This is a genomic window from Flavobacterium limi, assembly GCF_010645075.1.
Classification (GTDB): Bacteria; Bacteroidota; Bacteroidia; order Flavobacteriales; family Flavobacteriaceae; genus Flavobacterium; species Flavobacterium limi.
Window position 1 is genome coordinate 105,103 of the sequence record NZ_JAADZV010000003.1, and the last position, 23,481, is coordinate 128,583.

Genomic DNA, 23,481 nt, shown 5'->3' on the forward strand with positions numbered 1-23,481 from the left:
TTTCAAAGAAAAACTTAATTTACTTAAGCTATTTCTATTAAAATCGATAGATTGATCAAAAGTAAAAACTTTGTATTCTCTTAAACCTTTAATTTTATTTGTAATAAAGATTCCTCGTTTTTAAAACTAACGTTTAATCCATTATTAACCGGAAAAAAATAATTTTTCGAAAAATGAAATAAAAAAAACAATGGAATCAAAGCCAACGAAATCATTCCCGGAACATATAAAATTCGTTTCCTTTTTATCCGTTTTTTCATTACAATCTCGCATTCAGTTTTATATTAAAAACTCTCGAAGTCATATAATTTGGAATCGCATATTGATTTTTAGAATAAGCGTCCCGCACCCAGGTATTGGTTATGGCATTTTGATTATTGAAGAGATTGAAAATTTCTAACCCCAATGACAATTCCTTAAAGTTTTTAAGCCAGCTGGCTTTTACTGAATTATTATGATCAATAAAAACTTTTGCAAAACCTACATCGGCTCTTCTGTAATCATTTAGTCTGTTTTGGTATAAGTAAGGATCTGAGTAAGACGGCGAACCTCCCGGCAAACCGGTATTGTAAACTAAATTCAAATACAATTTGATACTTGGAATGTTTGGCATATAATCCTGAAACAACATCGCAAATTTCAATCTTTGGTCTGTGGGTCTGGCTATAAAACCTTTATTTTCGTAATTCTCTTCCGTTTTCAGATAACCAAAACTTATCCAGGATTCTGTTCCGGACACAAACTCTCCGTTTAACCTGAAATCTACTCCCTGTGCATACGCTTTGGCATTATTATCTGCTACATATCGAATTCTTACATTGTCAATTGAATAGGTATTTACATCTGAAAGCGATTTATAATAAACTTCGGTAACCCATTTAAAAGGACGGTTCCACATTTTAAAATTATAGTCGTTACTTAAAACAACATGTATCGATTGCTGTGCTTTGACATTTGGATCAACTTCTCCGTTCATATCACGAAGTTCCCGATAAAATGGCGGTTGATGATACATACCTCCTGAAAGCCGAAAAATCATATCCATATCCCAATCCGGTTTTAAAGCAAATTGCGCACGCGGACTAAAAACAGTCTGATTTTTTCCTTCAACAGCTGCTCCGGAAACCTGCCAGCTCTGAAAACGAGCACCAACTGTATACCAAACCTGACTGGATCCAAGATCCGACTTATTATTCCATTGTGCGTAACCGGAAAAGCGGTTTATATCATTAAAATTCGTCGCACGAATATTTTGATACGGCAAAAGCGGTCCGGTATACGGCTCGTATGGCTGATTATTTTTCGGAAGATTTAAAATAGGAGGATTTAATGAAAACCCTGCCGAATCAATCATCTCCCACTCTACAATTCTGTCACGTATTGATTCTCTTGTAAATTTCAATCCAAATTCTATCTGGTTGTTATTCTTCCACTCTTTGAAACCTTTAATTTCAATATTCGCTATCAGGGCATCGAGATCGTTACGGGCGTGATTAAGCTGGGTACCGATTCCTCTGGTAAAATCGACATCATCAGGATTCATATTTCCTTCTTCATCTATATTTCCCAATCGGTATTGTGCCAGAATATCAAAATGTTCCTGCTCAATAGTATGAAATAAGGATCCAATCAATTTGAAAGTAAGCGTTGAAGAAGCTTTATAAGTTGTTTTTATAGCTCCAAAATAAGTATCATACTGATCTTTTTCCTGACCTTGGTAAAAAACAGCAAGCGCCATAGGCTTATCTATAGTTCCAAATTTTGTTTCACGTGTTAAGGGGCGATATAAATACTTGTTTTGCGAAATATTGCCTAAAAAACTCAACTGCCATTTTTGAGAAATATCATAATTAATATTCGTCTGAATGTCTGCAAATGATGGCGTATAATTGGTCTGCGTATCCTGACTATTAACCAGTAGACTGTTGTTGCGATAACGCACACCCGTTACGGCAGACCATTTTTTATTTTTGGAAACAGCATCAACAGAAATACTTCCACCAAGAAAACTTGCTTCGAGCGACGCTCCGAATTGGGTAGGTTTTCTATAAGTAATATCTAAAACGGAAGAAAGTTTATCACCAAATTTAGAATGAAATCCACCTGCAGAAAAATCTACGTTTTGCACTAAATCAGTATTCGTAAAACTCAATCCTTCCTGTTGACCGGAACGAATTAAAAATGGACGATAGACTTCGATTTCGTTTACATAGACCAGGTTTTCATCGTAATTCCCTCCACGAACAGCATATTGTGTACTCAACTCGTTGTTTGAATTTACACCAGGTAACGTTTTAAGTATATTTTCGATTCCGGCATTTGCTCCCGGTACTTTTTTTATGGCAGTCGGATCAATAACTGTAATACCCTGAACACGTTTTTTATTTTTTGAAGAAACAAAAACTTCCCCCATTTGTTCCTCGGAGTTGTTCATCACAGGATTAAAAACAAAGGTTTCGTAAGGTTTCAGATTTACCGTTAAGGTCATCATTTTTAAAGAAATGTGCGTAAAGACCAAAACCACCTTTTTGTTTGACGGTATAAAAATATCAAAACGACCTTTAATATCAGATTTCGAAACTTTATCACCTGCAGTAATATTTACATCAGCAACCGGACGATTTTCACTATCTGAAATAATTCCTTTAACACGAGCGCTTTGGGCAGATGAAACACAACCAACACATAAAAAAAGGAAAACAATTATTAACTTAAAATTATTCAAACGCTTAGATTTTATTTTTGTTGACTTCTAAAAAAATGAGTTTCAAAGATAGCAGAATTCCCTACATTATCAACTACTTCAACTTTTAAATCATTAGCACCTTCAGCGACTATTGCATCATCAAAAGTGTGTGTTATTTTTCTCGTTTTATTATCATATTCAAACAAAATCCAGTTTCCGTTCAGATATCCATTATAGGATTTTATTCCGGATAAAGCATCGCCAATTGTAAACTGAATATTTTTGACTCCGGTAATCCATTTATCCTGAATTACTTTATTGATTTTTATAACCGGAGCAATCGTATCCAAAACCAAACCGTACTGTCCTAATATTTTTGATTTGATTGTAAAAACATCATTTTTTCTGGTTGTAGCATTATAACTTTTACTATTTCCGTTAAGTCTTGCAATAAAAAGTTTATCTCTTATATTTTCAGCATAAGTACTGTCTTTTATAGTAACTGTAAAATTTGAATGCACCGGAACAACATCTTCATGAATATAGATCCGGTTATTTTTTACATCAAAATTTAAATTAAAATCTTCATAAAATGTATTGGCAGGAAAGAAAACAGACATATTGTCTTTTTCAAAATTCGAATCCTTATTATATCGGATAAAATAATTGGAAGTTACAGGCTCAGCATTTACAATTGGCGTTTCCAAATCATATTCAACAGGAACGGTAACCGAATTTAAATTACCGAAATAATCAGAAACTTCAATTCGGTAAGATGAAGCAAGATTTGGTTCAACCGGAATTATTCCGTTAAGAGAATCTGTTTTGATAATACTTAGGGCGAAAGGCGTCTCCATAAATAACTTTTGCACCCGCTGCCCTGTTTTTTTGTATCTTGGATAATCAATAAAAGCATTAATATATCGCATTTCGTCAAAAGAATAGGTATTAAACTGATAATTGTATTTCGGATCACCATTTAAAAAACCTGTTACATTAAAAACCCCGTTTCTGTTGTTCGATACATCATCAAAATCCACAGCAGTGATTCCGAAACCTATTTTCCCGTTCGCTTTTACTTTACCTGCCAGATAAGTCCCGTCTTTCTGAAGCGAAAGGTTTAGTAATAAAGGCTGTCTGGATTGATTTACAGTAGTATTATCTATCGGATAGACGAATAAACTGGAAATGGTTGGCTTTTTATTATCTTTTAAATACTGGTCAAATCCAAAAAACATAGGATTTATTATAAATTCTGTTTTTGTATCACGAAATTCAAAATGCAGATGCGGCCCTTCAGAAGAACCTGTATTACCTGAAAGTGCTATTATTTGCCCTTTAGCAACCGGAAGTTCTTCTGGTTTAGGGAACATTTCAATTTCAAATGATTTTTCACTGTAATGTGTTTTTTGAATGTATTCCTGAATTGGTCCAATCGCAGTTTGTAAATGTCCGTAAACTGTAGTATAACCATTTGGATGCGTGATATAAATGCATTTTCCGTTGCCATATGTCGAAATTTTTATTCGCGACACATAGCCATCAGCAACAGCATAAACATTTAAACCTTCTCTCTGATTCGTTTTTAAATCGAACCCAGCGTGAAAGTGATTAGGCCGCAGTTCACCAAAATTACCCGATAGCTGCATAGGAATATCCAGCGGTGATCGAAAATAATCTTTAGGATACTGAGTCTGGGAAAAAATAATATTATAAGTAAATAAAAAAAACAAAGAAAATCTCATAAGCAACATTTTTGCTAAGATAAAAAAATCAGAAGCGAAAACCGAAGATAAACAGGCAAAAATACAATTCACTGAATTTCATTAATTTGCTTATTTTTAATGTAAAAAAATCGATAAAAAATTGCATTAATAAAAAGGAATACTAACTTTGTAGGATTAAGTAATGAAAAGGATTTATAATGAGTGTAATTGCTGAAATAATTGATACTCTTGAATATAAAGTCGAAAAGCTTTTTGCGAAATCAAAAGCTTTAGAAAAAAACAATCAGGATTTACGATTTGAACTAAACAAAGCAACGCAAATTATCCAGAAACAATCTGAAGAAATGGAAGCTTTGAAGAAGCAATATGAAACACTTAAGATAGCCAATTCGTTGCTCGGCAGCGACAATAACAAGAGAGAAACAAAGCTTAAAATAAATTCATTAATTCGCGAAATCGATTACTGTATTGCACAACTATCAGATTAGGAAATATGGACGGAAAGCTTAAAATTAAAATATCAGTTGCAGACCGGGTTTACCCGTTAACGGTTGAGCCTGCTCAGGAAGAAGGACTCAGGAGTGCTTCTAAGAAAATTGATGCTATGATTAAGCAATTCGAAGAAAATTACGCAGTTCGCGACAAACAGGATGTTTTGGCTATGTGTGCCCTGCAATTTGCATCACAAGTAGAACAAAAACAAATTGATAACGCTATTGATGGCGAAGCAACCATCGCAAGAATTAAAAGATTAAATTCGCTTTTAGATCAATATCTCGAAAATTAAACGTTCTTTACACGAAACTAAGATACTGCCTACATTAGTTCACAATTGGTAAACTCAACACTAACAATTTAGAATGAGCAAATCGTCGCTACTATAGTATGCCCTCCTTTGGCTGGGGAAACTTGAACAGTGAGTTAGCTCAAAACTTGTCTTTACGAGTTTATTCAAGCAATTAATGTAGGCTTTTTTATATATAAATTTTAACAAACATGGACATCATAACGATCATTATTTCAGGTATTGTAGGTATTGCAGCAGGTTTTGCGATAGCTAAAATTATCGAAAAAAGTAATATTTCTAATTTAATCAAAAACGCAAAAAAAGAAGCCGCTTCGATTTTAAAAGATGCTAATTTAGAAGCTGAAAATATTAAAAAAGATAAAATTCTTCAGGCAAAAGAAAAATTTATTGAGTTAAAGGCAGAACACGAACAGGTAATTCTGGCAAGAGACAAAAAAGTTGCCGAAGTCGAAAAAAGAGTTCGTGATAAAGAATCACAGGTTTCAAATGAATTATCGAAAGCTAAAAAAGTAAACGATGATTTTGAAGCTAAAACCCAGGAATATAATAACAAAATTGAACTTCTGGACAAAAAACAGACTGAAGTTGACAAACTACACAAAAGTCAGTTACAGCAACTGGAAGTAATTTCAGGACTTTCTGCTGAAGAAGCAAAAGAACAATTAGTGGAAGGCTTAAAAGCTGAAGCCAAAAGCAAAGCTATGTCTCACATTCAGGAAACTATTGAAGAAGCAAAACTTACAGCTCAACAGGAAGCGAAAAAAATCATCATCAACACTATCCAAAGAGTTGGAACTGAAGAAGCCGTTGAAAATTGCGTTTCTGTTTTCAACATTGAATCAGATGATGTAAAAGGTAGAATTATTGGTCGTGAAGGACGTAACATCAGAGCTCTTGAAGCTGCTACCGGAGTAGAAATCATTGTTGATGATACGCCCGAAGCTATTATACTTTCCTGTTTCGATCCTGTTCGCAGGGAAATTGCACGTTTGTCTTTACACAAACTAGTAACTGACGGACGTATTCACCCGGCAAGAATTGAAGAAGTTGTTGCTAAAACTGCTAAACAAATTGATGATGAAATTATTGAAGTTGGTAAACGTACCGTTATCGACTTAGGAATTCACGGTTTGCATCCTGAATTAATCAAAGTAGTTGGTAGAATGAAATACCGTTCTTCTTACGGACAAAACTTATTACAGCACTCCAGAGAAGTTTCTAAACTTTGCGGTATCATGGCAGCTGAACTGGGCTTAAATGTAAAACTAGCCAAAAGAGCTGGTTTACTACATGATATTGGTAAAGTACCGGATACTGAAAGCGATTTACCTCACGCTTTATTAGGTATGCAATGGGCTGAGAAATATGGCGAAAAAGAGGAAGTTTGCAACGCCATTGGAGCACACCACGATGAGATTGAAATGAAATCTTTATTATCTCCAATTATTCAGGTTTGTGACGCCATTTCAGGTGCAAGACCGGGCGCAAGACGTCAGGTTCTGGATTCATACATTCAGCGTTTGAAAGATCTTGAAGATGTAGCTTACGGATTCAGCGGTGTTAAAAATGCTTATGCTATTCAGGCAGGCAGAGAACTGCGTGTAATTGTAGAGAGTGAAAAAGTTTCTGATGAAAATGCAGCAAACCTGTCTTTTGAGATTTCACAAAAAATCCAAACTGAAATGACTTATCCGGGTCAGGTAAAAGTGACCGTTATTCGTGAAACCAGAGCAGTTAATATAGCCAAATAATTCACAAAGATATTTCAACAAAAAAACTTCTCAGCAACGGGAAGTTTTTTTTATTTCCGATTTCATCTAAAAACTCAAAAACCAGATAATTATCTTCTGGGATGAAAACTATGCATTACTTCTTTCAGAAAACTCCTGTCTAAATGAACATAGATCTCCGTAGTAGTTATTGATTCATGACCAAGCATCAATTGAATAGAGCGCAAATCAGCTCCATTTTCAAGTAAATGCGTAGCGAAAGAATGCCTCAAAGTATGTGGACTGATATTTTTATTTAAACCTGTTTTTATCGCTAAATCTTTTATAATAGTAAAAATCATAGCACGGGTTAATTGGCTGCCTCTACGATTCAAAAACAAGGTATCTTCATTCCCTTTTTTGATATTCAAATGACTCCTTATTTCTCTTTGATAGATGGCAATATATTTCTGCGTTAAATCACCAATCGGAACAAAACGTTCTTTATTCCCTTTACCGGTAATTTTAATAAAACCCTCATCAAAAAACAGATCCGAAATTTTCAAAGAAACCAACTCTGAAACACGAAGCCCGCAACCGTACAAAGTTTCCAGCATAGCTCTGTTTCTTTCCCCTTCATTTGAACTTAAATCAATTGCCGCTATCAAACGATCAATTTCTTCAACGGATAGCGTATCGGGCAATTTTCGTCCAGTTTTTGGCGTTTCAATCAATTCCATAGGATTATCTGTCCGGTAATCTTCAAAAACCAAATAATTAAAAAAGCTTTTTAATCCTGAAATAATTCTGGCCTGAGAACGTGGATTAACTTCCTTCGAGACTGAATATATAAATTGCTGAACCGTTTCATCTGAAATTTTTATTGGAGAAACCTCTATTTGAGTAGTTTCTAAAAAAAGACATAACCGTTCAAGATCAAAACTGTAGTTTTCAATTGTATTTTTAGACAAACCTCTTTCGATTCGCAAATACGATTGATAATCTTTTATGTATGTTTTCCAATTCATACTCACAAAGTAACATATTTTTTGAGCATAAAAAAAACCTTCCTGTTAGGGAAGGTTTTAAAATATAAATATTTTCTTTTATTAGAAATGTAAAGCAAATCCAACATTGAATTGGAATGCACTTTCGTAAAAATCATCGTTTAATGAATGGTTGTAACGAACACCTGGCTCAATAGAAACGTTTGATCCTAAAAAGATAGCATATCCACCTTGAAGTCCAATGTAAGAAGGATTTTCATCAAAGTCTTTGTTATCTACTCCATTGTAAGAAAGCTCAACTGGAAATTTGTTTGCTATATAATATTTAGCTCCTACTTTGTAAGCGAAAGTACTGAAATCGTCTCCATCGTCTCCATAACCTAGACCTAATTTTACAGCTAAATTATTAGCTACAAAGTATCCTCCTTCAGCTCCAATGTTATAAGCAGTATTTCCATCTTGAGACCATAATCCAAATTGAGTACTTCCTACACCGTCACCAAAGCCAGTATTAGCTTCAATTAACCATTTTCCTTTTGCTGTTTGTTCTTGAGCGTTTGCGAATGCAAAAGCCATAACTGCGATTGCAGATAAAATAATTTTTTTCATTTTTTTTGATAAATTAATGATTATTTAGTAGGACAAATCTATGTTAATTATTGGCAACAAACCAAATTATAATATCAAATAATTTATAAATTATGTTTAAAAAATCTTGTTAAAAGAATCAAAAAACTAGAAATCAAATAATTACATTTTTAAAAATCACTAAAAATAGTGAGATAAAAAAAAACACAATTGTTAGTAAAATTCTTTCATTAATAAATAAACAAATGATGTTTCCTGTTAATTTGAGCAATAAATAAGTGGAAATCTTGAAACTTCACCCGGCAATAATTATAAATATTATAAGTTTATATTAATGTTATTTTGTAACATTCTAAATCTTAAAATTAACATTATGAAAAAAGTATTTTTAGCAGTGGTTTTGTTTCTTGCAACAGCTGCATCTATTCAGGCACAATTATTAAAAATCGGGGTTAAAGCAGGGGTTAACTTTGCAAATCAAACAGGGGACGCTACTGATGCGCCCGGAATTGACAAAGAAGGTATAACAAGCTATCATGCAGGTTTAGTAGCCGAGATTAAATTGCTAGACAGATTTGCTGTTCAGCCAGAGCTTTTGTATTCAACTCAGGGAGCTACATACAAAAATGCTGTTGACGAATTTAAAAATGAATTAGGTTATTTATCTATACCTGTCATGGCCAAATTTTATTTAACAGATTCTTTCAGTCTTGAAGTAGGACCACAAGCTTCATTTTTATTGAGTGAGAAGGATAATGTAGATTTTGAGGACGCAGAAACTTTTGAATTTGGTGTGAATGCCGGATTAGGATTTAAGATAACTGAAAATTTCTTTATTCAGGGCCGTTATGGTTTAGGATTAACGGATGCTACAAAAAATGCAGATGTTAGAAATACAACCATACAATTGTCTGCAGGATTTTTGTTCTAAATAATATCACATACTTTTATTAAACCGTTCTGTTTATTCAGAGCGGTTTTTTTATTTTTACACATTAGTAAAATGATTTCTGTAAAATGTAAAATGAAATCCTTTATATACCTTAATCAAAATAAAATTCCATTATGAAAATCGCTATTATCAACGGCCCAAATTTGAATCTATTAGGAAAACGTGAACCTGAAGTTTACGGAAGCCAGACTTTTGAAGATTATTTTGAAACGCTGAAACAAAAATTTCCAAATGTTGAACTTTCTTATTACCAAAGTAATATTGAAGGCGAACTGATTGAAAAAATTCAGGAAGTAGGTTTTACATTTGACGGAATTATTTTGAATGCCGGTGCTTATACCCACACTTCAATTGGTTTAGGCGATGCGATGAAAGCTGTAACCACTCCTGTTATTGAAGTTCATATTTCTAATACTTATGCCCGCGAAAGTTTCAGACATCAATCGTATTTGTCCGGAAACGCAAAAGGGGTTATCCTCGGTTTCGGATTAAAAAGTTACGAACTTGCTATTCAATCGTTTTTATAATATTTACTTAAATAATAATCCAATCGTATTAAAAAAAGCTTTTTAGTATCCTTATAATCAATCAGTTGTTTTTTATCAAATCCACAAATATTGAATAATTCTTAAAATATCAATAAAAATTCTAAAATAAATAATTTAATCTCTTATAAATTGTTAAAAAATAAAAAAGTATTAATCTTTAATTTCACTTACGCAATTAATATATTTGCCTATATTTAAAAATTTAACTTATGAAATTAAAACTTTACTCTTTATTTTTTATTACCTGTTTATCTTTCGCGCAACAAGCAACCCACTTAAATTTTGATGGTTTTAACGATCAGATTAACCTAGGAAATGCGTTAAGTACAACTTTAGACCCCTTAAATAAAATTACAGTCGAAGCATGGGTTAAACCCACTAACAATACTGCCCAAAACGGTGTGATTTTTGGTAATTATGCTTATCCTACTGATAATGGATTGTGCCAGGTATTACTAAGACGGGACCAGAATACTTACACTTTTCATGTTAATGACGGAATATCACTCAAAGTTGTGACTGCCGCAGCAAGCGTACAGTTCGGAACCTGGCAGCATGTTGCAGGAGTATGGGACGGAAGTTTACTTAAAATTTATGTTAATGGTGTTTTGGCTGCAACCACAACAGGAGTTACAGGTTCTAGTTTTCTTAGTCTTCCAAATAACTCTTACACTATTGGCTTTTCGTATGCAGGAGCTCCTGATGAAGCTTTCATAGGAGATATAGACGAAGTCAGGTTATGGAACTATGACAGAACGGCTGCACAAATTTTAGAAAAGAAAGACTGCGAATTATTGGGTACAGAAACAGGCTTACTTGCATACTACAATTTTAATCAGGAAAATGCAGGAGGAGATAATTCAGCTGCAACAACATTAACAAATCTAGTTTCCGGAGGATCAAATGGTACGCTTTCTAACTTTACACTAAACGGAAGTACTTCAAACTGGGTTTCAGGCTCACCTATCGTTACCGGCAATATTTGTACAACACTTAGTTCACCGTCTTTAGAATTTGAAAAAAATATTAAAATATATCCAAATCCGGCTAAAGACAAAGTAAATATTAATATACAAAATGCTACGAATGTTGAGTTAAGGGTTTATAACTTAAATGGTAATACTGTATTAAGTGAAAAACTAAACACAGCTACAAATTCTGTTTCTATCGAAAATTTAACAACTGGAACTTATTTCTTCAAAGTTATTTCGAATGAAGGAACCTCTACCACAAAAGTTATTAAATTATAATTGAACTGAAAAAAACGGGCTATTTTAGAAATTAGCCCGTTTTTTTTCATCATTTCTCAAATCCTTAGATAAGTAATATCTTAAATTATCATTTATTACAACTATAAAAAGAGTTTAACTAATTTATTAATTGTAACTCGATATAACCTTTCTAAATCTTTTTAATTTTAAGTCGTACTAAAAATTATTTCACTGTCAATTTAACAAATTATTAGTACCCTCAGATTTAGCTTATTTTATTTTTGTAAGAGAAACTTTTTTACATGAGAAACTATATTTTATTTGCCTATTTATTTTTTTCGCTTTCCAGTTTTGCCCAAATCAAAGGAACCATAACGGATGAAAAAGGAAATCCTTTGCCGTTTGTTTCTGTCTTTGAAGAGAACACGTATTTTGGAACAACATCAAATGAACAGGGAAACTATCAATTAAATGTAAAGGAACCAGGCAAAAACAAAATCATTTTTCAGTATCTGGGTTTCAAAACCCAAAAGCTCACTGTCCCTTCAGATTCAAATACAGCAATCCTTGATGTGAAAATGTCTGAAGAAAGTTTTACTTTAAATGAAGTCATTATTGATCCAAAAAACAATCCTGCAAACGCAATCATAAAAAACGCAATTGCTAACAAAAAAGAAAACTCGGACAAAACAGGACGCTATACTGCAGATTTTTATTCGAAAGGAATGTTTAAAGTAAAAGATCTACCTAAAAAAATCCTGGGGCAAAAACTAGATCTTGGTGAAGACATGACATCTAATTTAGACTCAACCGGAACCGGTATTTTATATCTTTCTGAAACCATTTCAAAAGTCACTTTTGAAAAACCGGATAAGTTAAAAGAAAAAATAATTGCTTCTAAAATATCCGGAAATAATAGAGGTTACAGCTACAATACCGCAGCCTTATCTACTTATGACTTTTATGACAACACCTTAGATTTCGACATCAAACTCATCTCTCCTATTGCGGACAATGCTTTCAGTTATTACAAATACAAACTCGAGGGCACTTTTTTTGATGATAACAATCGCCAGATTAATAAAATTAAAGTAATCCCTAAACGTGATAAAGAGCCTGTTTTTGAGGGCTACATTTATATCGTTGACGATAGTTTTGCCATTTATGCTATAAATTTAGACATTAAAGGTTATCGAATGAAAAATGAGTTTACCGAAGTAATGAGTCTAAAACAGAGTTTCAGTTATAATACTGCCAATAAAATCTGGTCAAAAAATGCGCAGACGCTTTCCTTTACTGCGGGTGTTTTTGGAATAAAGTTTTCCGGAAATTTCAATTATGTTTATTCTAATTACGAATTCCCATCTTCCTTTGAAAAGAAAACTTTCGGAAATGAAATCGCAGCTTTCGAAGTCAATGCCAATAAAAAAGACGAAACGTTTTGGAATGAAATACGTCCGATTCCTCTGACTATTGAAGAAAGCACAGATTATACTAAAAAGGACAGCCTGCAAACCATTAGAAAATCCCGAAAATATACAGATTCAATTGATGCTAAAAACAACAAATTCAAAGTTTGGGATATTTTAATGGGTTATGATTACAAAAACACATTCAAAAAATACTCATTTAACTACAAAGGCTTGTTAAATATAAGTTCTTTGAGTTTCAATACAGTCCAGGGATTCAATTTAGATTCAGGATTTTCATTTAAAAAATGGAATGAAGAGAAAGGAAAAAGCACGTCTGTAAGCACAACTTTTAATTACGGTTTTTCAGATGAAAGACTGCGTGTAACAGGAGAATTTAGTCATCGTTTCAACACTACCAATTATGCCACAATTTGGGGTTCGGGAGGCATAAAAACGATGCAGTTTAATAATTCTCAACCCATCACTAAACTTGTCAATTCAATAAGTTCTTTATTCTTTAAAGACAATTATATGAAATTGTACAATTTAGAATTCGCACAAATTAATTATGGCCAGGATATTGCGAACGGGATTAATCTGACAGGACAAATTGGTTACGAACAGCGAAAACCATTGTTCAACACTACTGATTATTCTTTTTTCAAAAAAGATGATTTTTACAGCTCCAATAATCCTTTAGCACCAAATGATCACACAACTCCTGCTTTTGAGACTCATCATTTATTTAAAACACTTATCACAACCAGAATTAATTTCGGAAATAAATACATTTCAAGACCAGACGGAAGATATAATTTCAAAAATGATAAATACCCAACAGTTTATTTAGCATTTGAAAAAGCCTTTGCTGCGAGCGGAAAAAAATATGAATTTGAAAGAATCGGCGCCTCTGTTCAATATGATTTAGCATTAGGAAACAAAGGAGTTCTGGGAACAAATTTCAGGCCCGGAAAATTCTTCAACGCTGAAAATATTTCTTTTATAGATTACAGACATTTTAACGGAAACCAGACGCACATTGGCACAACAGACCGCTATTTAAACGTTTTCAATTTAATGCCTTATTATTCTAACAGCACAAACGACAGTTATTTTGAAATGCATCTGGAACACAATGACCTTGGATTTGTAACCAATAAAATTCCGCTGATCAATCTTTTAAAATCAACAATGAATATCGGATTTCATTCGCTCGCAATTCCGGATAGAAAGCCGTATTCTGAGTTTACCATTGGTTTAGATAATCTGGGATTTGGAAAATTTAAATTATTCAGGATTGATTACATTCATTCTTATCAGGGTGGTGTTCAGCAAAATGGCGTTGTATTTGGGTTGAAAATTTTGAATGTGTTGAATTAAGCTTTTTTTAGATTGGGGGGCGTTACCTACGGCCGGGCTGTCCGCTGTATCTTTTTATTTTTAAAGAAAAAACAAAAAGGATGCCGCTCCCATCCCTAACGCATTTATGGGTAAATAAACATTTATGATATTAATTAAAATTTTACTCAAAACGAAAAATCCGCTTAATCTGCCAGATCTGTGCGAAACTAACAATTTAAACGGATTGAAATTATTTCAAATTAACATCAGTATCTTAGCTACTTAGCAGCTTTTAATTATAATCATCCGGCTCTATATGAATCAGAACATTTCCTAATTGCGGAATTTCTTCTTTTAATTTGTCCTGCAACTTATGAGATAAATCATGCCCTTCTTTAACCGAAATTTTTGCCGAAACAATAGCATGAAGATCGACATGATAACGCATTCCTGCTTTACGAATAAAACATTTTTCGGTGCCTAAAATCCCTTTGACTGTTAGAGCGGTAACACGAATCATTTCTACTAAATCATCGTTTAAATGCTCATCCATAATTTCACCCAGTGCAGGTCTGAAAATCTTATAGCTGTTGTAAAGAATAAAACTGGCTGCAAAAAGCGCTGCCCAGTCATCTGCAGACTCATATCCTTTTCCCATAAACAATGCAAGCGAAATACCTATAAATGCTGCAACAGATGTTATCGCATCACTTCGATGATGCCAGGCGTCGGCCGCTAAAGAAGTACTGTTGGTCTGTTTACTGCGTTTCATTACTAATCTAAACGAATATTCTTTCCAGATTATAATTGCGCCTAAGACGTACAAAGTCCAAGATTTTGGCAAATCATGTGAAGTCTGAATATTGGCAATACTTTCATAACCAATAATTGTTGCCGAAGTAATTAAAAAGCCAACTACCAAAAACGTAATCAAAGGTTCTGCACGTCCATGCCCATAAGGATGATTTTCATCAGCTGGTTTATTCGAATATTTAATTCCAAACAAAACCAAAAATGACGAAAATATATCCGTAGTCGATTCGATCGCATCTGCAATCAGGGCATAAGAATTGCCAAAAAAACCTGCGAAGCCTTTTATGAGTGCTAAGCAGGTGTTTCCGGCTATACTGAAGTATGTAGCTTTTATAGCTTTTTGTTCGTTTGTCATGTAACGGACATTTGTTTTTTTTGCCGCAAATTCACGAATTATTCTGATAATCTTTGACGATTAAAATTCGTGAATTGCTTCGCCGTCAGCTATGGTCGTGGCTAACTTTTTATGCTCTAACGATTTTTGCGCCGATCGCTCTTAAACGTTCGTCAATACGTTCATATCCACGGTCAATTTGCTCAATGTTTTGAATTGTACTTGTTCCTTTTGCAGAAAGCGCCGCAATCAACAATGAGATTCCCGCACGAATATCCGGAGAAGACATGGTAGTTGCTTTTAGTTGAGATTCGAAATTGTGTCCCATAACCACTGCTCTGTGCGGATCACACAACATGATTTTTGCCCCCATGTCAATTAATTTATCTACGAAGAACAAACGGCTTTCGAACATTTTCTGATGTATTAAAACATCTCCTTTTGCCTGCGTCGCCACAACCAGAACGATACTTAACAAGTCAGGCGTAAACCCTGGCCATGGCGCATCTGCAATAGTCAGAATAGAACCATCGATATCTGTTTTTACTTCGTATCCGTCTTTATGGGCCGGAATGTAGATATCATCGTTATGTTTTTCGATTGTAATTCCCAGTTTTCTGAAAGTATTCGGAATCAAACCTAAATTATCCCAGCTTACGTTTTTGATCGTGATTTCGCTTTTTGTCATAGCTGCGAGACCAATCCAGGAACCAATTTCTATCATATCCGGAAGAATTCTGTGTTCACATCCACCAAGGCTGTCAACACCTTCGACAGTCAACAAGTTAGATCCAACTCCTGTTATTTTAGCTCCCATAGAGTTCAGCATTTTACACAACTGCTGTAAATATGGTTCACAGGCAGCATTGTAAATTGTAGTTCTTCCTTTTGCTAAAACAGCAGCCATTACAATATTTGCTGTTCCGGTTACAGATGCTTCGTCTAAAAGCATATCTGTTCCCTGAAGACCTTCCTCCGGAGTTTCTACTCCGTAAAAGTGATCTTCTCTGTTATATCTGAATTTTGCTCCAAGGTTAATAAAACCCTCAAAATGCGTATCTAATCTGCGACGTCCAATTTTATCCCCACCCGGTTTTGGAATGTATCCTTTTCCGAAACGGGCCAAAAGCGGACCAACAATCATAATAGAACCACGAAGTGCTCCGCCTTCTTTTTTGAAAGCTTCAGTTTCTAAATATCCAACATTAACCTCATCGGCCTGAAAAGTGATTGAACCTGGTTCGTTACGTTGAATTTTCACTCCTAAATTACCCAGTAAAGTGATTAATTTATTGATGTCTATAATATCAGGAATATTATTAATTTTTACCTTCTCTCCTGTCAGAAGCACAGCACATAAAATTTGTAATGCCTCATTTTTTGCTCCTTGCGGAGTGATTTCTCCTTTTAAAGGAGTTCCTCCTTCGATTTTAAAAATTCCCATAGATTTTTTTTAAGGTTCTGAGTTACTGAGGTTCTAAGGTTCTAAGTTTATTTTCTCCCTCAAAGAAAAACTTAGTAATTTAGTTTCTTAGACACTTAGCAGCTTTTTACTTTTGATTATTGTTTTTCTGAAAAGGCTTTTTACCTCCTTTATTATTTTTATTGTTTTGAATTTTTGGCTGTCCGGGCTGAGAAATTTTATTCGACATACGTTTGTTGGTACGCATTAAATCAGTTGTATTTAAAAGCTCTTCTGTACTTTGTAACAAATTGATTTTTCCTCCGGAAAGTTCATATAAATGTTCAAAGATTACATCATCTTTTACAGTGTCTTTGTTCCAGCTTAAGAAAGATTTTTTCATATGATTAGCAATCACCATCACCAAAGCATTTTTCATTTCGCCTTCCTCCCATTTATTAGCAACATCAATCATGTATTTAATGTTGTTTCCATAAAATCTGTACTTAGGAAAGTTTTGGGGATACTGCAAAGCATCCGGTTTTAGCTGTAATACGTCACGTGACGGAATTGGATATGGTGATTCTACATTTAACTTAAAATCAGACATGATAAAAAGCTGATCCCATAATTTATGCTGAAAATCAGGCACATCGCGCAAATGCGGATTTAAACTTCCCATTACCTGAATAATGTATTTCGCGGCTTTGTTCCGTGTTTCATCATCTTCAATAATAGTAGCCTGATCAATCAGTTTTTGCAAATGACGACCATACTCCGGAATAAGTAAACGCTGTCTTTCAGAATTATATTCTAAATTAAAAACAACGTCGTTTGCGTTTTCTTTTTTATATTTTTCGATCATAATTATAATGAAACTATACCATCTATGGTAGAAACTTCTTTGTATTTGCCAATTACTTCATCAGCACTATTCATCGTTACATCTATAGAAACACTGGTAAATTTACCTGTTTTAGATTTTGTTGTTTTGATAACCGCACCCATCCTGTCAAAAGCTTTTTCAACTCGCTCCACATTATCAGCTACCGAAGGCACTATGAATTTATACAAATATTCTGCAGGCCAGGTGTTTGAATTGTCGAGCTCAACCTTTAGTCTTTCGTAAAATTCTGCGGTGTTTTTTTCTTTATCGTTCTCCATTTGTAATTAAAAATAAACGCAAATATACGGTTTTGGTTTCTGATTTCGGATTTTAGATTTTAGATTTTTTTCAATGAAAGACATCTTATTATTTTTGATTTAAAAGAGACAGAATACAAACTAATAATTAATATTTCAAAAATAAAGCATGGGGTTCTAAAATTTACAAAAAACATGTTTACTAATTGGCTGTGATGGCAGCGAAAATCCTTTTGCTTTTTTCTTCATAAAGCAAACATCAGGAACTCAAGTTTAAAAAATTGCCAAATCTTTCGCTTCTGACAAATATTCTTTTTAATTATAAATAACTTTAGGTAAATTTGCACTTAATTTTTAGAATAGTGCAAAAAGAAATCATAGTTCTCCTTGGCGGTCCTGGCACAGGAAAATCTACGCTTATAAACGAATTAGTAGCTCGTGGCTATTGCTGTTACCCTGAAATTTCCAGACAGGTTACTCTCGAAGCACAACAGCGTGGTATTGACCAATTATTTCTGGAACAGCCTTTATTGTTTAGCGAAATGTTGCTGCAAGGCCGTATCAAACAGTTTGAAAACGCACTTACTGAACCTGACAATATCGTTTTTATAGATCGCGGGATTCCTGACGTTGTTGCTTATATGGATTATATTGGCGATGCATATCCGGAACATTTTTCTAAAGCCTGTGAGGATTTCAAATATTCCAAAACTTTTATTTTACCCCCATGGGAAGAAATCTACGAAAGCGATACAGAACGTTACGAGAATTTTGAACAGGCATTGGCAATCCAGGAACACCTTATTGAGACATATAAAAAATACGGTTACAATTTAATCGAGGTTCCAAAAGACACGGTTGAAAACAGAATTCTTTATATATTAGACAAAATTTAGCAGTCAGGATTAAAGTTGCAAAACCAGAAACTGCTTTCTAAATTTTTAACTTTAATACTTTGGTCATGCAGGAAGCACAGGATATTCTTTTAAAATACTGGAAACATACCAGTTTCCGACCGCTGCAAAAAGAAATTATTGATTCGGTTTTAGAAGGCCACGACACTTTTGCACTGCTTCCCACAGGTGGAGGGAAATCGATTTGTTTTCAGGTTCCCGCAATAATGCAGCCAGGAATTTGTCTTGTTATTTCGCCTTTAATTGCTTTAATGAAAGATCAGGTTGCGAATTTGCAAAAACGAGACATTAAAGCGATTGCCCTTACAGGCGGAATTCATACTGATGAAATCATCGATCTTCTGGACAATTGCCAATACGGAAATTACAAGTTTTTATACCTTTCTCCTGAGCGCTTACAGTCTGACTGGATTTTGGAGCGTATTAAAAATCTTCCAATAAATTTAATCGCAATTGATGAAGCACATTGTGTTTCGCAGTGGGGACACGATTTTCGACCGGCTTATCTGAAGATTTCAGAACTTAAAAAATACTTTCCGAAGACTCCTTTTTTAGCTTTGACCGCTACAGCAACACCGAGAGTTATTGAAGATATTAAAACCGAATTAGGATTAAAAGACCCCAATTTTTTCCAACAGTCTTTTGAAAGAAAAAATATCGCATACATGGTCTTTGAAATAGAAGACAAATTGTACCGTGTCGAACAAATTTTAAAAAAAAATCCACAGCCATCAATTATATATGTCCGTAACAGAAAATCGTGCCTGAATATGTCAACACAGCTACAATCGTTGGGGTTCAGGGCAACTTATTATCACGGCGGACTTTCGGCTAAAGAAAAAGACAAAAACATGCAATTGTGGATGTCGGAGCAGGCACAGGTTATTGTTGCCACAAATGCCTTTGGAATGGGGATTGACAAAGACAACGTAAAAACGGTCATTCATACCCAGTTGCCTGAAAACTTAGAAAATTATTATCAGGAATCCGGAAGGGCCGGACGAAACGGAGAAAAAGCCTTTTCGGTTTTACTTTACAACAATTCTGATGCAAATCAGACAGAACAGCAGTTTTTAAGTGGCCTGCCAGACAAAAAGTTTCTGAAAACGATGTATATCAAGCTTTGCAACTATTTTCAGATTGCGTATGGCGAAGGATTAGACGAGTCGTTTTCGTTTAAACTAAATCATTTTTGCAATAAATATGACTTCCCAACTTTAAAGACCTACAACTCTTTGCAGTTTTTGAATCAGCAGGGAATCATTACCTTATCACAGGAATTTTCAGAGAAGATTACCATGCAGTTTTTAATCGAGTCGAAAGAAGTGATTCGGTACATGAGTCTAAATCCGAATGATGAAGAAGTTATCCTTGCGATTTTGAGAACCTACCCGGGTGTTTACGAAATGAAAACACCTTTTAACCTTTCGCTTATAGCCAAAAAGTCACAACATACTGAAGAACAGGTTTTGGCTGTTTTAGAAAGACTAAGAGAAAAAGAAATCATTGAATACAAATCAAAAAATAATGATGCCACCATATTGTTTAATGAAGTCCGCGAAGATGAATTAACTATAAACAGAGTTTCAAAATATCTGGAAAAACAGAATCAGTTAAAAAAAGAGCAGCTAATGTCTGTTCTACATTATATAAAGGAAAACAAAACCTGCAAAAACAGATTAGTTTTAGATTATTTTGGAGAAGAAACGATGGAGAACTGTGGTGTCTGCTCCTACTGTATCATCCAAAAAGGAAAAATTACAGAAGCCGATTCAATTGCTGATAAAATACTTCATTTATTAAAAACAACTGCATTAACTTCGCGGGAGATTCAGAATCAGATAAAATTAGATACTAAAGATGTTTTAGCGGTAATTCAGGAATTATTAGAAAACAATCACATCGTTATTTTAGCGAACAATAAATACACTTTAAAAACCTGATGGAAAAATTACGAATTATATTCATGGGAACTCCTGAGTTTGCAGTTGGCATTCTGGATACCATTCTTAAAAACAATTATGAAGTTGCCGGTGTCATTACTGCTGCTGATAAACCGGCAGGACGAGGGCAAAAAATAAAATATTCAGCTGTAAAAGAATATGCACTGGCGAACAACCTTACATTATTGCAGCCAACCAATTTAAAAGACGAAGATTTTTTATCCGAATTAAAAGCACTGAATGCCAATTTACAAATTGTAGTTGCTTTTAGAATGCTTCCAAAAGCAGTCTGGGAAATGCCCGCGTTAGGAACCTTTAATCTTCATGCATCGTTATTACCAAATTATCGCGGTGCTGCACCAATAAATTGGGCAATTATCAATGGTGAAACTAAAACAGGGGTTACTACTTTCTTTATAGATGATAAAATTGATACCGGAGCAATGATTTTAAATTCGGAAATTAAAATTGAACCTCAAGAAAATGCAGGCCAGTTACACGACCGATTAATGACCCTAGGGAGCCAAACGGTTATTGACACCTTGAAAGTGATTGAAAACGGAAATGTAAAAACAACTATACAGGAAGATAATGAAGAAATTAAAACGGCTTATAAACTAAACAAAGAAAACTGCAAAATAGACTGGACAAAGCCTGGAACAGAAATTAATAACCTGATTCGCGGTTTGAGTCCATACCCTGCTTCCTGGTGTTTTTTAAAAGATAAAAATGAAGAATTAACCATCAAAATTTACGAAGCAAAACTACTTTTAGAATCACATACACACGAAATTGGAAAACTAATTTGTAGCAAAAAAGAATTAAAAGTTTGTGTAGAGGATGGATTTTTACAATTATTAAGTTTACAATTGCCCGGAAAAAAGAGGATGCAGGTTGCTGAATTATTAAATGGTATGGTTTTTTCTGATGATGCAAAAGTCTATTAAACACCAATAAAACAGGGGTTTCTAACTATATTTAGTGATAAAATCGCTTGCTTTATGAACAAAAAAAACAAGTTATTAACAATTCTTGCTAAATTTAGAGAAAACACTTGCAAGGAACGGATTTCCTACTAAATTTGTGTATTAACAATTTTTTTTAACCAACAATTAATAACTAATTATTATGAACAAATCAGAATTAATCGATGCTATCGCTGCTGATGCAGGAATTACAAAGGCTGCGGCAAAATTAGCTTTAGAGTCATTTTTAGGTAATGTAGGTACTACTTTGAAAAAAGGTGGAAGAATTTCATTAGTAGGATTTGGATCTTGGTCAGTATCTGCAAGAGCTGCAAGAGACGGAAGAAACCCGCAAACTGGAAAAACTATCAAAATCGCTGCTAAGAATGTAGTAAAATTCAAAGCTGGAGCTGAATTAGAAGGTGCAGTGAACTAAGTAAGAAAGTTCGCTAAACTTATAACATAATTAAAACCCTCATTTTTTGAGGGTTTTTTTGTACGGTTTAACGATTTTATTTGGGTTTTTACAAATTTTATGATTAAATTTAATAAAAATTGTAGCCGTATGATTTCAGAAAAATTAAAAAAAGGACACCTGCTTATTGCCGAGCCTTCAATAATTGGAGATTTATCATTTAACAGATCGGTAATTTTATTAGCAGACCATAACAAAGAAGGATCAATAGGTTTTATCATTAATAAGCCCTTAAAATACACCATTAATGATTTGATACCTGAAATTGATGCCAATTTCAAAATATATAATGGAGGCCCTGTAGAACAGGATAACCTATATTTCATTCACAACATCCCTGAATTAATTCCAAACAGTGTAGAAATTTCTAACGGAATTTATTGGGGAGGTGATTTTGAATCGACTAAAGACTTAATAAACGACGGATCTATTCACAAAAACAATATTCGTTTTTTCTTAGGTTATACAGGTTGGGACGAAAATCAGCTGGAAAATGAAATGCAGGGAAATTCGTGGATTATAACCGATAACAGTTATAAAAACAAAATCATCGGAAAATCCACCACTCATTTTTGGAAAGAGCAGATTATTGAACTTGGAGGTGACTATCTTATATGGTCAAATGCACCTGAGAATCCATATCTGAATTAATTTTCAGAAATGGATTCATTTAACTTTTGAACTAATAAGTGAGCCAGATTGCTTGTAAATTCTTTTTTCCGGTATTTAGTTATCGGCTGTATTCCCGTGATTACATTTGTCAGAAATAATTCATCTGCTTTCTGAAGATCAAATGGTGAAATTACTTCTTCTAACACTTCTATACCCTCTATTTTTTTTGCCAGGGCTAAAATCTGTTTCCGCATAATTCCATTCAGACAACCTTCAGAGACCGGTGGCGTAATCAGTTTTTTACCCGTTACCATAAATATATTTCCCTGTAATGCCTCAATTACATTTTTAATATCATTAAGCAAAATACAATTTTGCAGGCCATTTTCATGTGCAAAAATACTTCCTGTTACATTTATTATCTTATTAGTCGTTTTAATTGATGACAACAATTGTTTAGACACATAGAAATCTTTATATAAATCAACTTCGTACGGAGCTGTATTTAAAGCATAAGAGATATTTTCAAGAGGTGTTGCAAAAATTAAAAAAGACACAACATTTGATTCTGGCAAATACAATCCTCCATTATTTCTAAAAATTGTTATTCTGGCTCTTGCTGATATGGCAATACCTTTTTCATTAACTAGATTTAAAATCTGTTCTTCAAAATATTCCATGGTAAAATTCATTGGAATTTCCATTCTCACCACGCGCATTGAAGCCATTAGCCTGAAATAATGATCCTCCAGAAACAAAATCCCGCCATTCACAATTTTTAGCGTTTCAAAAACTCCATCTCCATACAGAAATGCACGATTTTGAGTTAGTATATTTTCTTCGTGCCCAATGTTTCCGTTAAAATTAATCATAAAAAAACCCTGAATTTTG

21 protein-coding genes are annotated in these 23,481 nt (G+C 33.9%); 12 read left to right on the forward strand and 9 right to left on the reverse strand.

The annotated features are described in order from the left end of the window. Window positions 1-259 precede the first annotated feature (259 nt). Together GXM16_RS07570 and GXM16_RS07575 are read right to left on the reverse strand one after the other, a co-directional pair. Window positions 260-2,725, reverse strand: coding sequence for a TonB-dependent receptor plug domain-containing protein (locus GXM16_RS07570; RefSeq protein WP_163393797.1), 2,466 nt, complete (start codon window positions 2,723-2,725; stop codon window positions 260-262). Window positions 2,726-2,736: 11 nt separating this feature from the next. Then, window positions 2,737-4,431 carry a M23 family metallopeptidase gene (locus GXM16_RS07575; protein ID WP_163393798.1) on the reverse strand — a complete coding sequence of 565 codons (1,695 nt, stop codon included), beginning with the start codon at window positions 4,429-4,431 and terminating at the stop codon, window positions 2,737-2,739. Between the two features lie 179 nt (window positions 4,432-4,610). On the opposite strand from GXM16_RS07575, the gene GXM16_RS07580 reads away from it, so the two are divergent. The 3 genes from GXM16_RS07580 (at window position 4,611) to rny (ending at window position 6,972) form a co-directional block, all read left to right on the forward strand. Continuing rightward, window positions 4,611-4,901, forward strand: a complete 291-nt coding sequence (locus tag GXM16_RS07580; RefSeq protein ID WP_163393799.1) for a hypothetical protein — start codon at window positions 4,611-4,613, stop codon at window positions 4,899-4,901. Window positions 4,902-4,906: 5 nt separating this feature from the next. Next, window positions 4,907-5,200 carry a cell division protein ZapA gene (locus GXM16_RS07585; RefSeq protein ID WP_163393800.1) on the forward strand — a complete coding sequence of 98 codons (294 nt, stop codon included), beginning with the start codon at window positions 4,907-4,909 and terminating at the stop codon, window positions 5,198-5,200. A gap of 209 nt (window positions 5,201-5,409) precedes the next feature. Next, a complete protein-coding gene (rny, locus tag GXM16_RS07590) occupies window positions 5,410-6,972 on the forward strand; it encodes a ribonuclease Y (RefSeq protein ID WP_163393801.1) in 1,563 nt (520 codons plus the stop codon). 89 nt (window positions 6,973-7,061) lie between these two features. Here the strand turns inward: rny and xerD are convergent, their stop codons facing one another. Both xerD and GXM16_RS07600 read right to left on the reverse strand, forming a co-directional pair. Further along, window positions 7,062-7,958 (reverse strand): site-specific tyrosine recombinase XerD, encoded by an 897-nt coding sequence (gene xerD / locus GXM16_RS07595; RefSeq protein ID WP_163393802.1) that lies wholly within the window; start codon window positions 7,956-7,958, stop codon window positions 7,062-7,064. A gap of 81 nt (window positions 7,959-8,039) precedes the next feature. Then, the gene (locus GXM16_RS07600) at window positions 8,040-8,513 is read right to left on the reverse strand and encodes a hypothetical protein (RefSeq protein WP_308422533.1); all 474 of its coding nucleotides are present in this window, start codon (window positions 8,511-8,513) and stop codon (window positions 8,040-8,042) included. Between the two features lie 385 nt (window positions 8,514-8,898). Between GXM16_RS07600 and GXM16_RS07605 the strand changes: the two genes are divergently transcribed. The 4 genes from GXM16_RS07605 to GXM16_RS07620 all read left to right on the forward strand — a co-directional run bounded on the left by GXM16_RS07605 (window position 8,899) and on the right by GXM16_RS07620 (window position 14,028). Then, window positions 8,899-9,456: a porin family protein gene (locus GXM16_RS07605; protein WP_163393804.1), complete on the forward strand. Its 558-nt coding sequence runs from the start codon at window positions 8,899-8,901 to the stop codon at window positions 9,454-9,456. A 134-nt stretch (window positions 9,457-9,590) separates the two neighbouring features. After that, the gene (gene aroQ / locus GXM16_RS07610; RefSeq protein ID WP_163393805.1) at window positions 9,591-10,004 is read left to right on the forward strand and encodes a type II 3-dehydroquinate dehydratase; all 414 of its coding nucleotides are present in this window, start codon (window positions 9,591-9,593) and stop codon (window positions 10,002-10,004) included. Between the two features lie 230 nt (window positions 10,005-10,234). Next, the gene (locus GXM16_RS07615; protein WP_163393806.1) at window positions 10,235-11,275 is read left to right on the forward strand and encodes a T9SS type A sorting domain-containing protein; all 1,041 of its coding nucleotides are present in this window, start codon (window positions 10,235-10,237) and stop codon (window positions 11,273-11,275) included. Between the two features lie 263 nt (window positions 11,276-11,538). Continuing rightward, window positions 11,539-14,028, forward strand: a complete 2,490-nt coding sequence (locus tag GXM16_RS07620; protein WP_163393807.1) for a DUF5686 and carboxypeptidase regulatory-like domain-containing protein — start codon at window positions 11,539-11,541, stop codon at window positions 14,026-14,028. Window positions 14,029-14,281: 253 nt separating this feature from the next. Here the strand turns inward: GXM16_RS07620 and GXM16_RS07625 are convergent, their stop codons facing one another. The 4 genes from GXM16_RS07625 to GXM16_RS07640 form a co-directional block, all read right to left on the reverse strand. Then, window positions 14,282-15,157, reverse strand: a complete 876-nt coding sequence (locus tag GXM16_RS07625) for a cation diffusion facilitator family transporter (RefSeq protein ID WP_163393808.1) — start codon at window positions 15,155-15,157, stop codon at window positions 14,282-14,284. 109 nt (window positions 15,158-15,266) lie between these two features. After that, entirely contained in the window at window positions 15,267-16,580 is a 1,314-nt protein-coding gene (gene murA / locus GXM16_RS07630; protein WP_163393809.1) for a UDP-N-acetylglucosamine 1-carboxyvinyltransferase, read from the reverse strand. Between the two features lie 106 nt (window positions 16,581-16,686). After that, window positions 16,687-17,403 carry a DUF4290 domain-containing protein gene (locus GXM16_RS07635; RefSeq protein WP_163393810.1) on the reverse strand — a complete coding sequence of 239 codons (717 nt, stop codon included), beginning with the start codon at window positions 17,401-17,403 and terminating at the stop codon, window positions 16,687-16,689. A gap of 2 nt (window positions 17,404-17,405) precedes the next feature. Then, a complete protein-coding gene (locus GXM16_RS07640; protein WP_163393811.1) occupies window positions 17,406-17,702 on the reverse strand; it encodes a DUF493 family protein in 297 nt (98 codons plus the stop codon). 341 nt (window positions 17,703-18,043) lie between these two features. Here GXM16_RS07640 and GXM16_RS07645 point away from each other — a divergent pair, with 341 nt between their 5' ends. The 5 genes from GXM16_RS07645 to GXM16_RS07665 all read left to right on the forward strand — a co-directional run bounded on the left by GXM16_RS07645 (window position 18,044) and on the right by GXM16_RS07665 (window position 22,629). Further along, entirely contained in the window at window positions 18,044-18,577 is a 534-nt protein-coding gene (locus tag GXM16_RS07645) for an AAA family ATPase (RefSeq protein ID WP_163393812.1), read from the forward strand. Between the two features lie 65 nt (window positions 18,578-18,642). After that, entirely contained in the window at window positions 18,643-20,538 is a 1,896-nt protein-coding gene (locus GXM16_RS07650) for a RecQ family ATP-dependent DNA helicase (RefSeq protein ID WP_163393813.1), read from the forward strand. Further along, window positions 20,538-21,485, forward strand: coding sequence for a methionyl-tRNA formyltransferase (gene fmt, locus GXM16_RS07655; RefSeq protein ID WP_163393814.1), 948 nt, complete (start codon window positions 20,538-20,540; stop codon window positions 21,483-21,485). The genes GXM16_RS07650 and fmt overlap by 1 nt, the downstream gene beginning before the upstream one ends. A gap of 181 nt (window positions 21,486-21,666) precedes the next feature. Next, window positions 21,667-21,939 carry an HU family DNA-binding protein gene (locus GXM16_RS07660; RefSeq protein WP_012022249.1) on the forward strand — a complete coding sequence of 91 codons (273 nt, stop codon included), beginning with the start codon at window positions 21,667-21,669 and terminating at the stop codon, window positions 21,937-21,939. Window positions 21,940-22,068: 129 nt separating this feature from the next. Beyond that, complete coding sequence (locus GXM16_RS07665; protein WP_163393815.1) at window positions 22,069-22,629, forward strand: YqgE/AlgH family protein; 561 nt, start codon at window positions 22,069-22,071, stop codon at window positions 22,627-22,629. On the opposite strand, the gene GXM16_RS07670 is transcribed toward GXM16_RS07665, so the two are convergent. Further along, window positions 22,626-23,462, reverse strand: a complete 837-nt coding sequence (locus tag GXM16_RS07670) for an aminotransferase class IV (protein WP_163393816.1) — start codon at window positions 23,460-23,462, stop codon at window positions 22,626-22,628. The genes GXM16_RS07665 and GXM16_RS07670 overlap by 4 nt on opposite strands. Window positions 23,463-23,481: the final 19 nt, after the last annotated feature.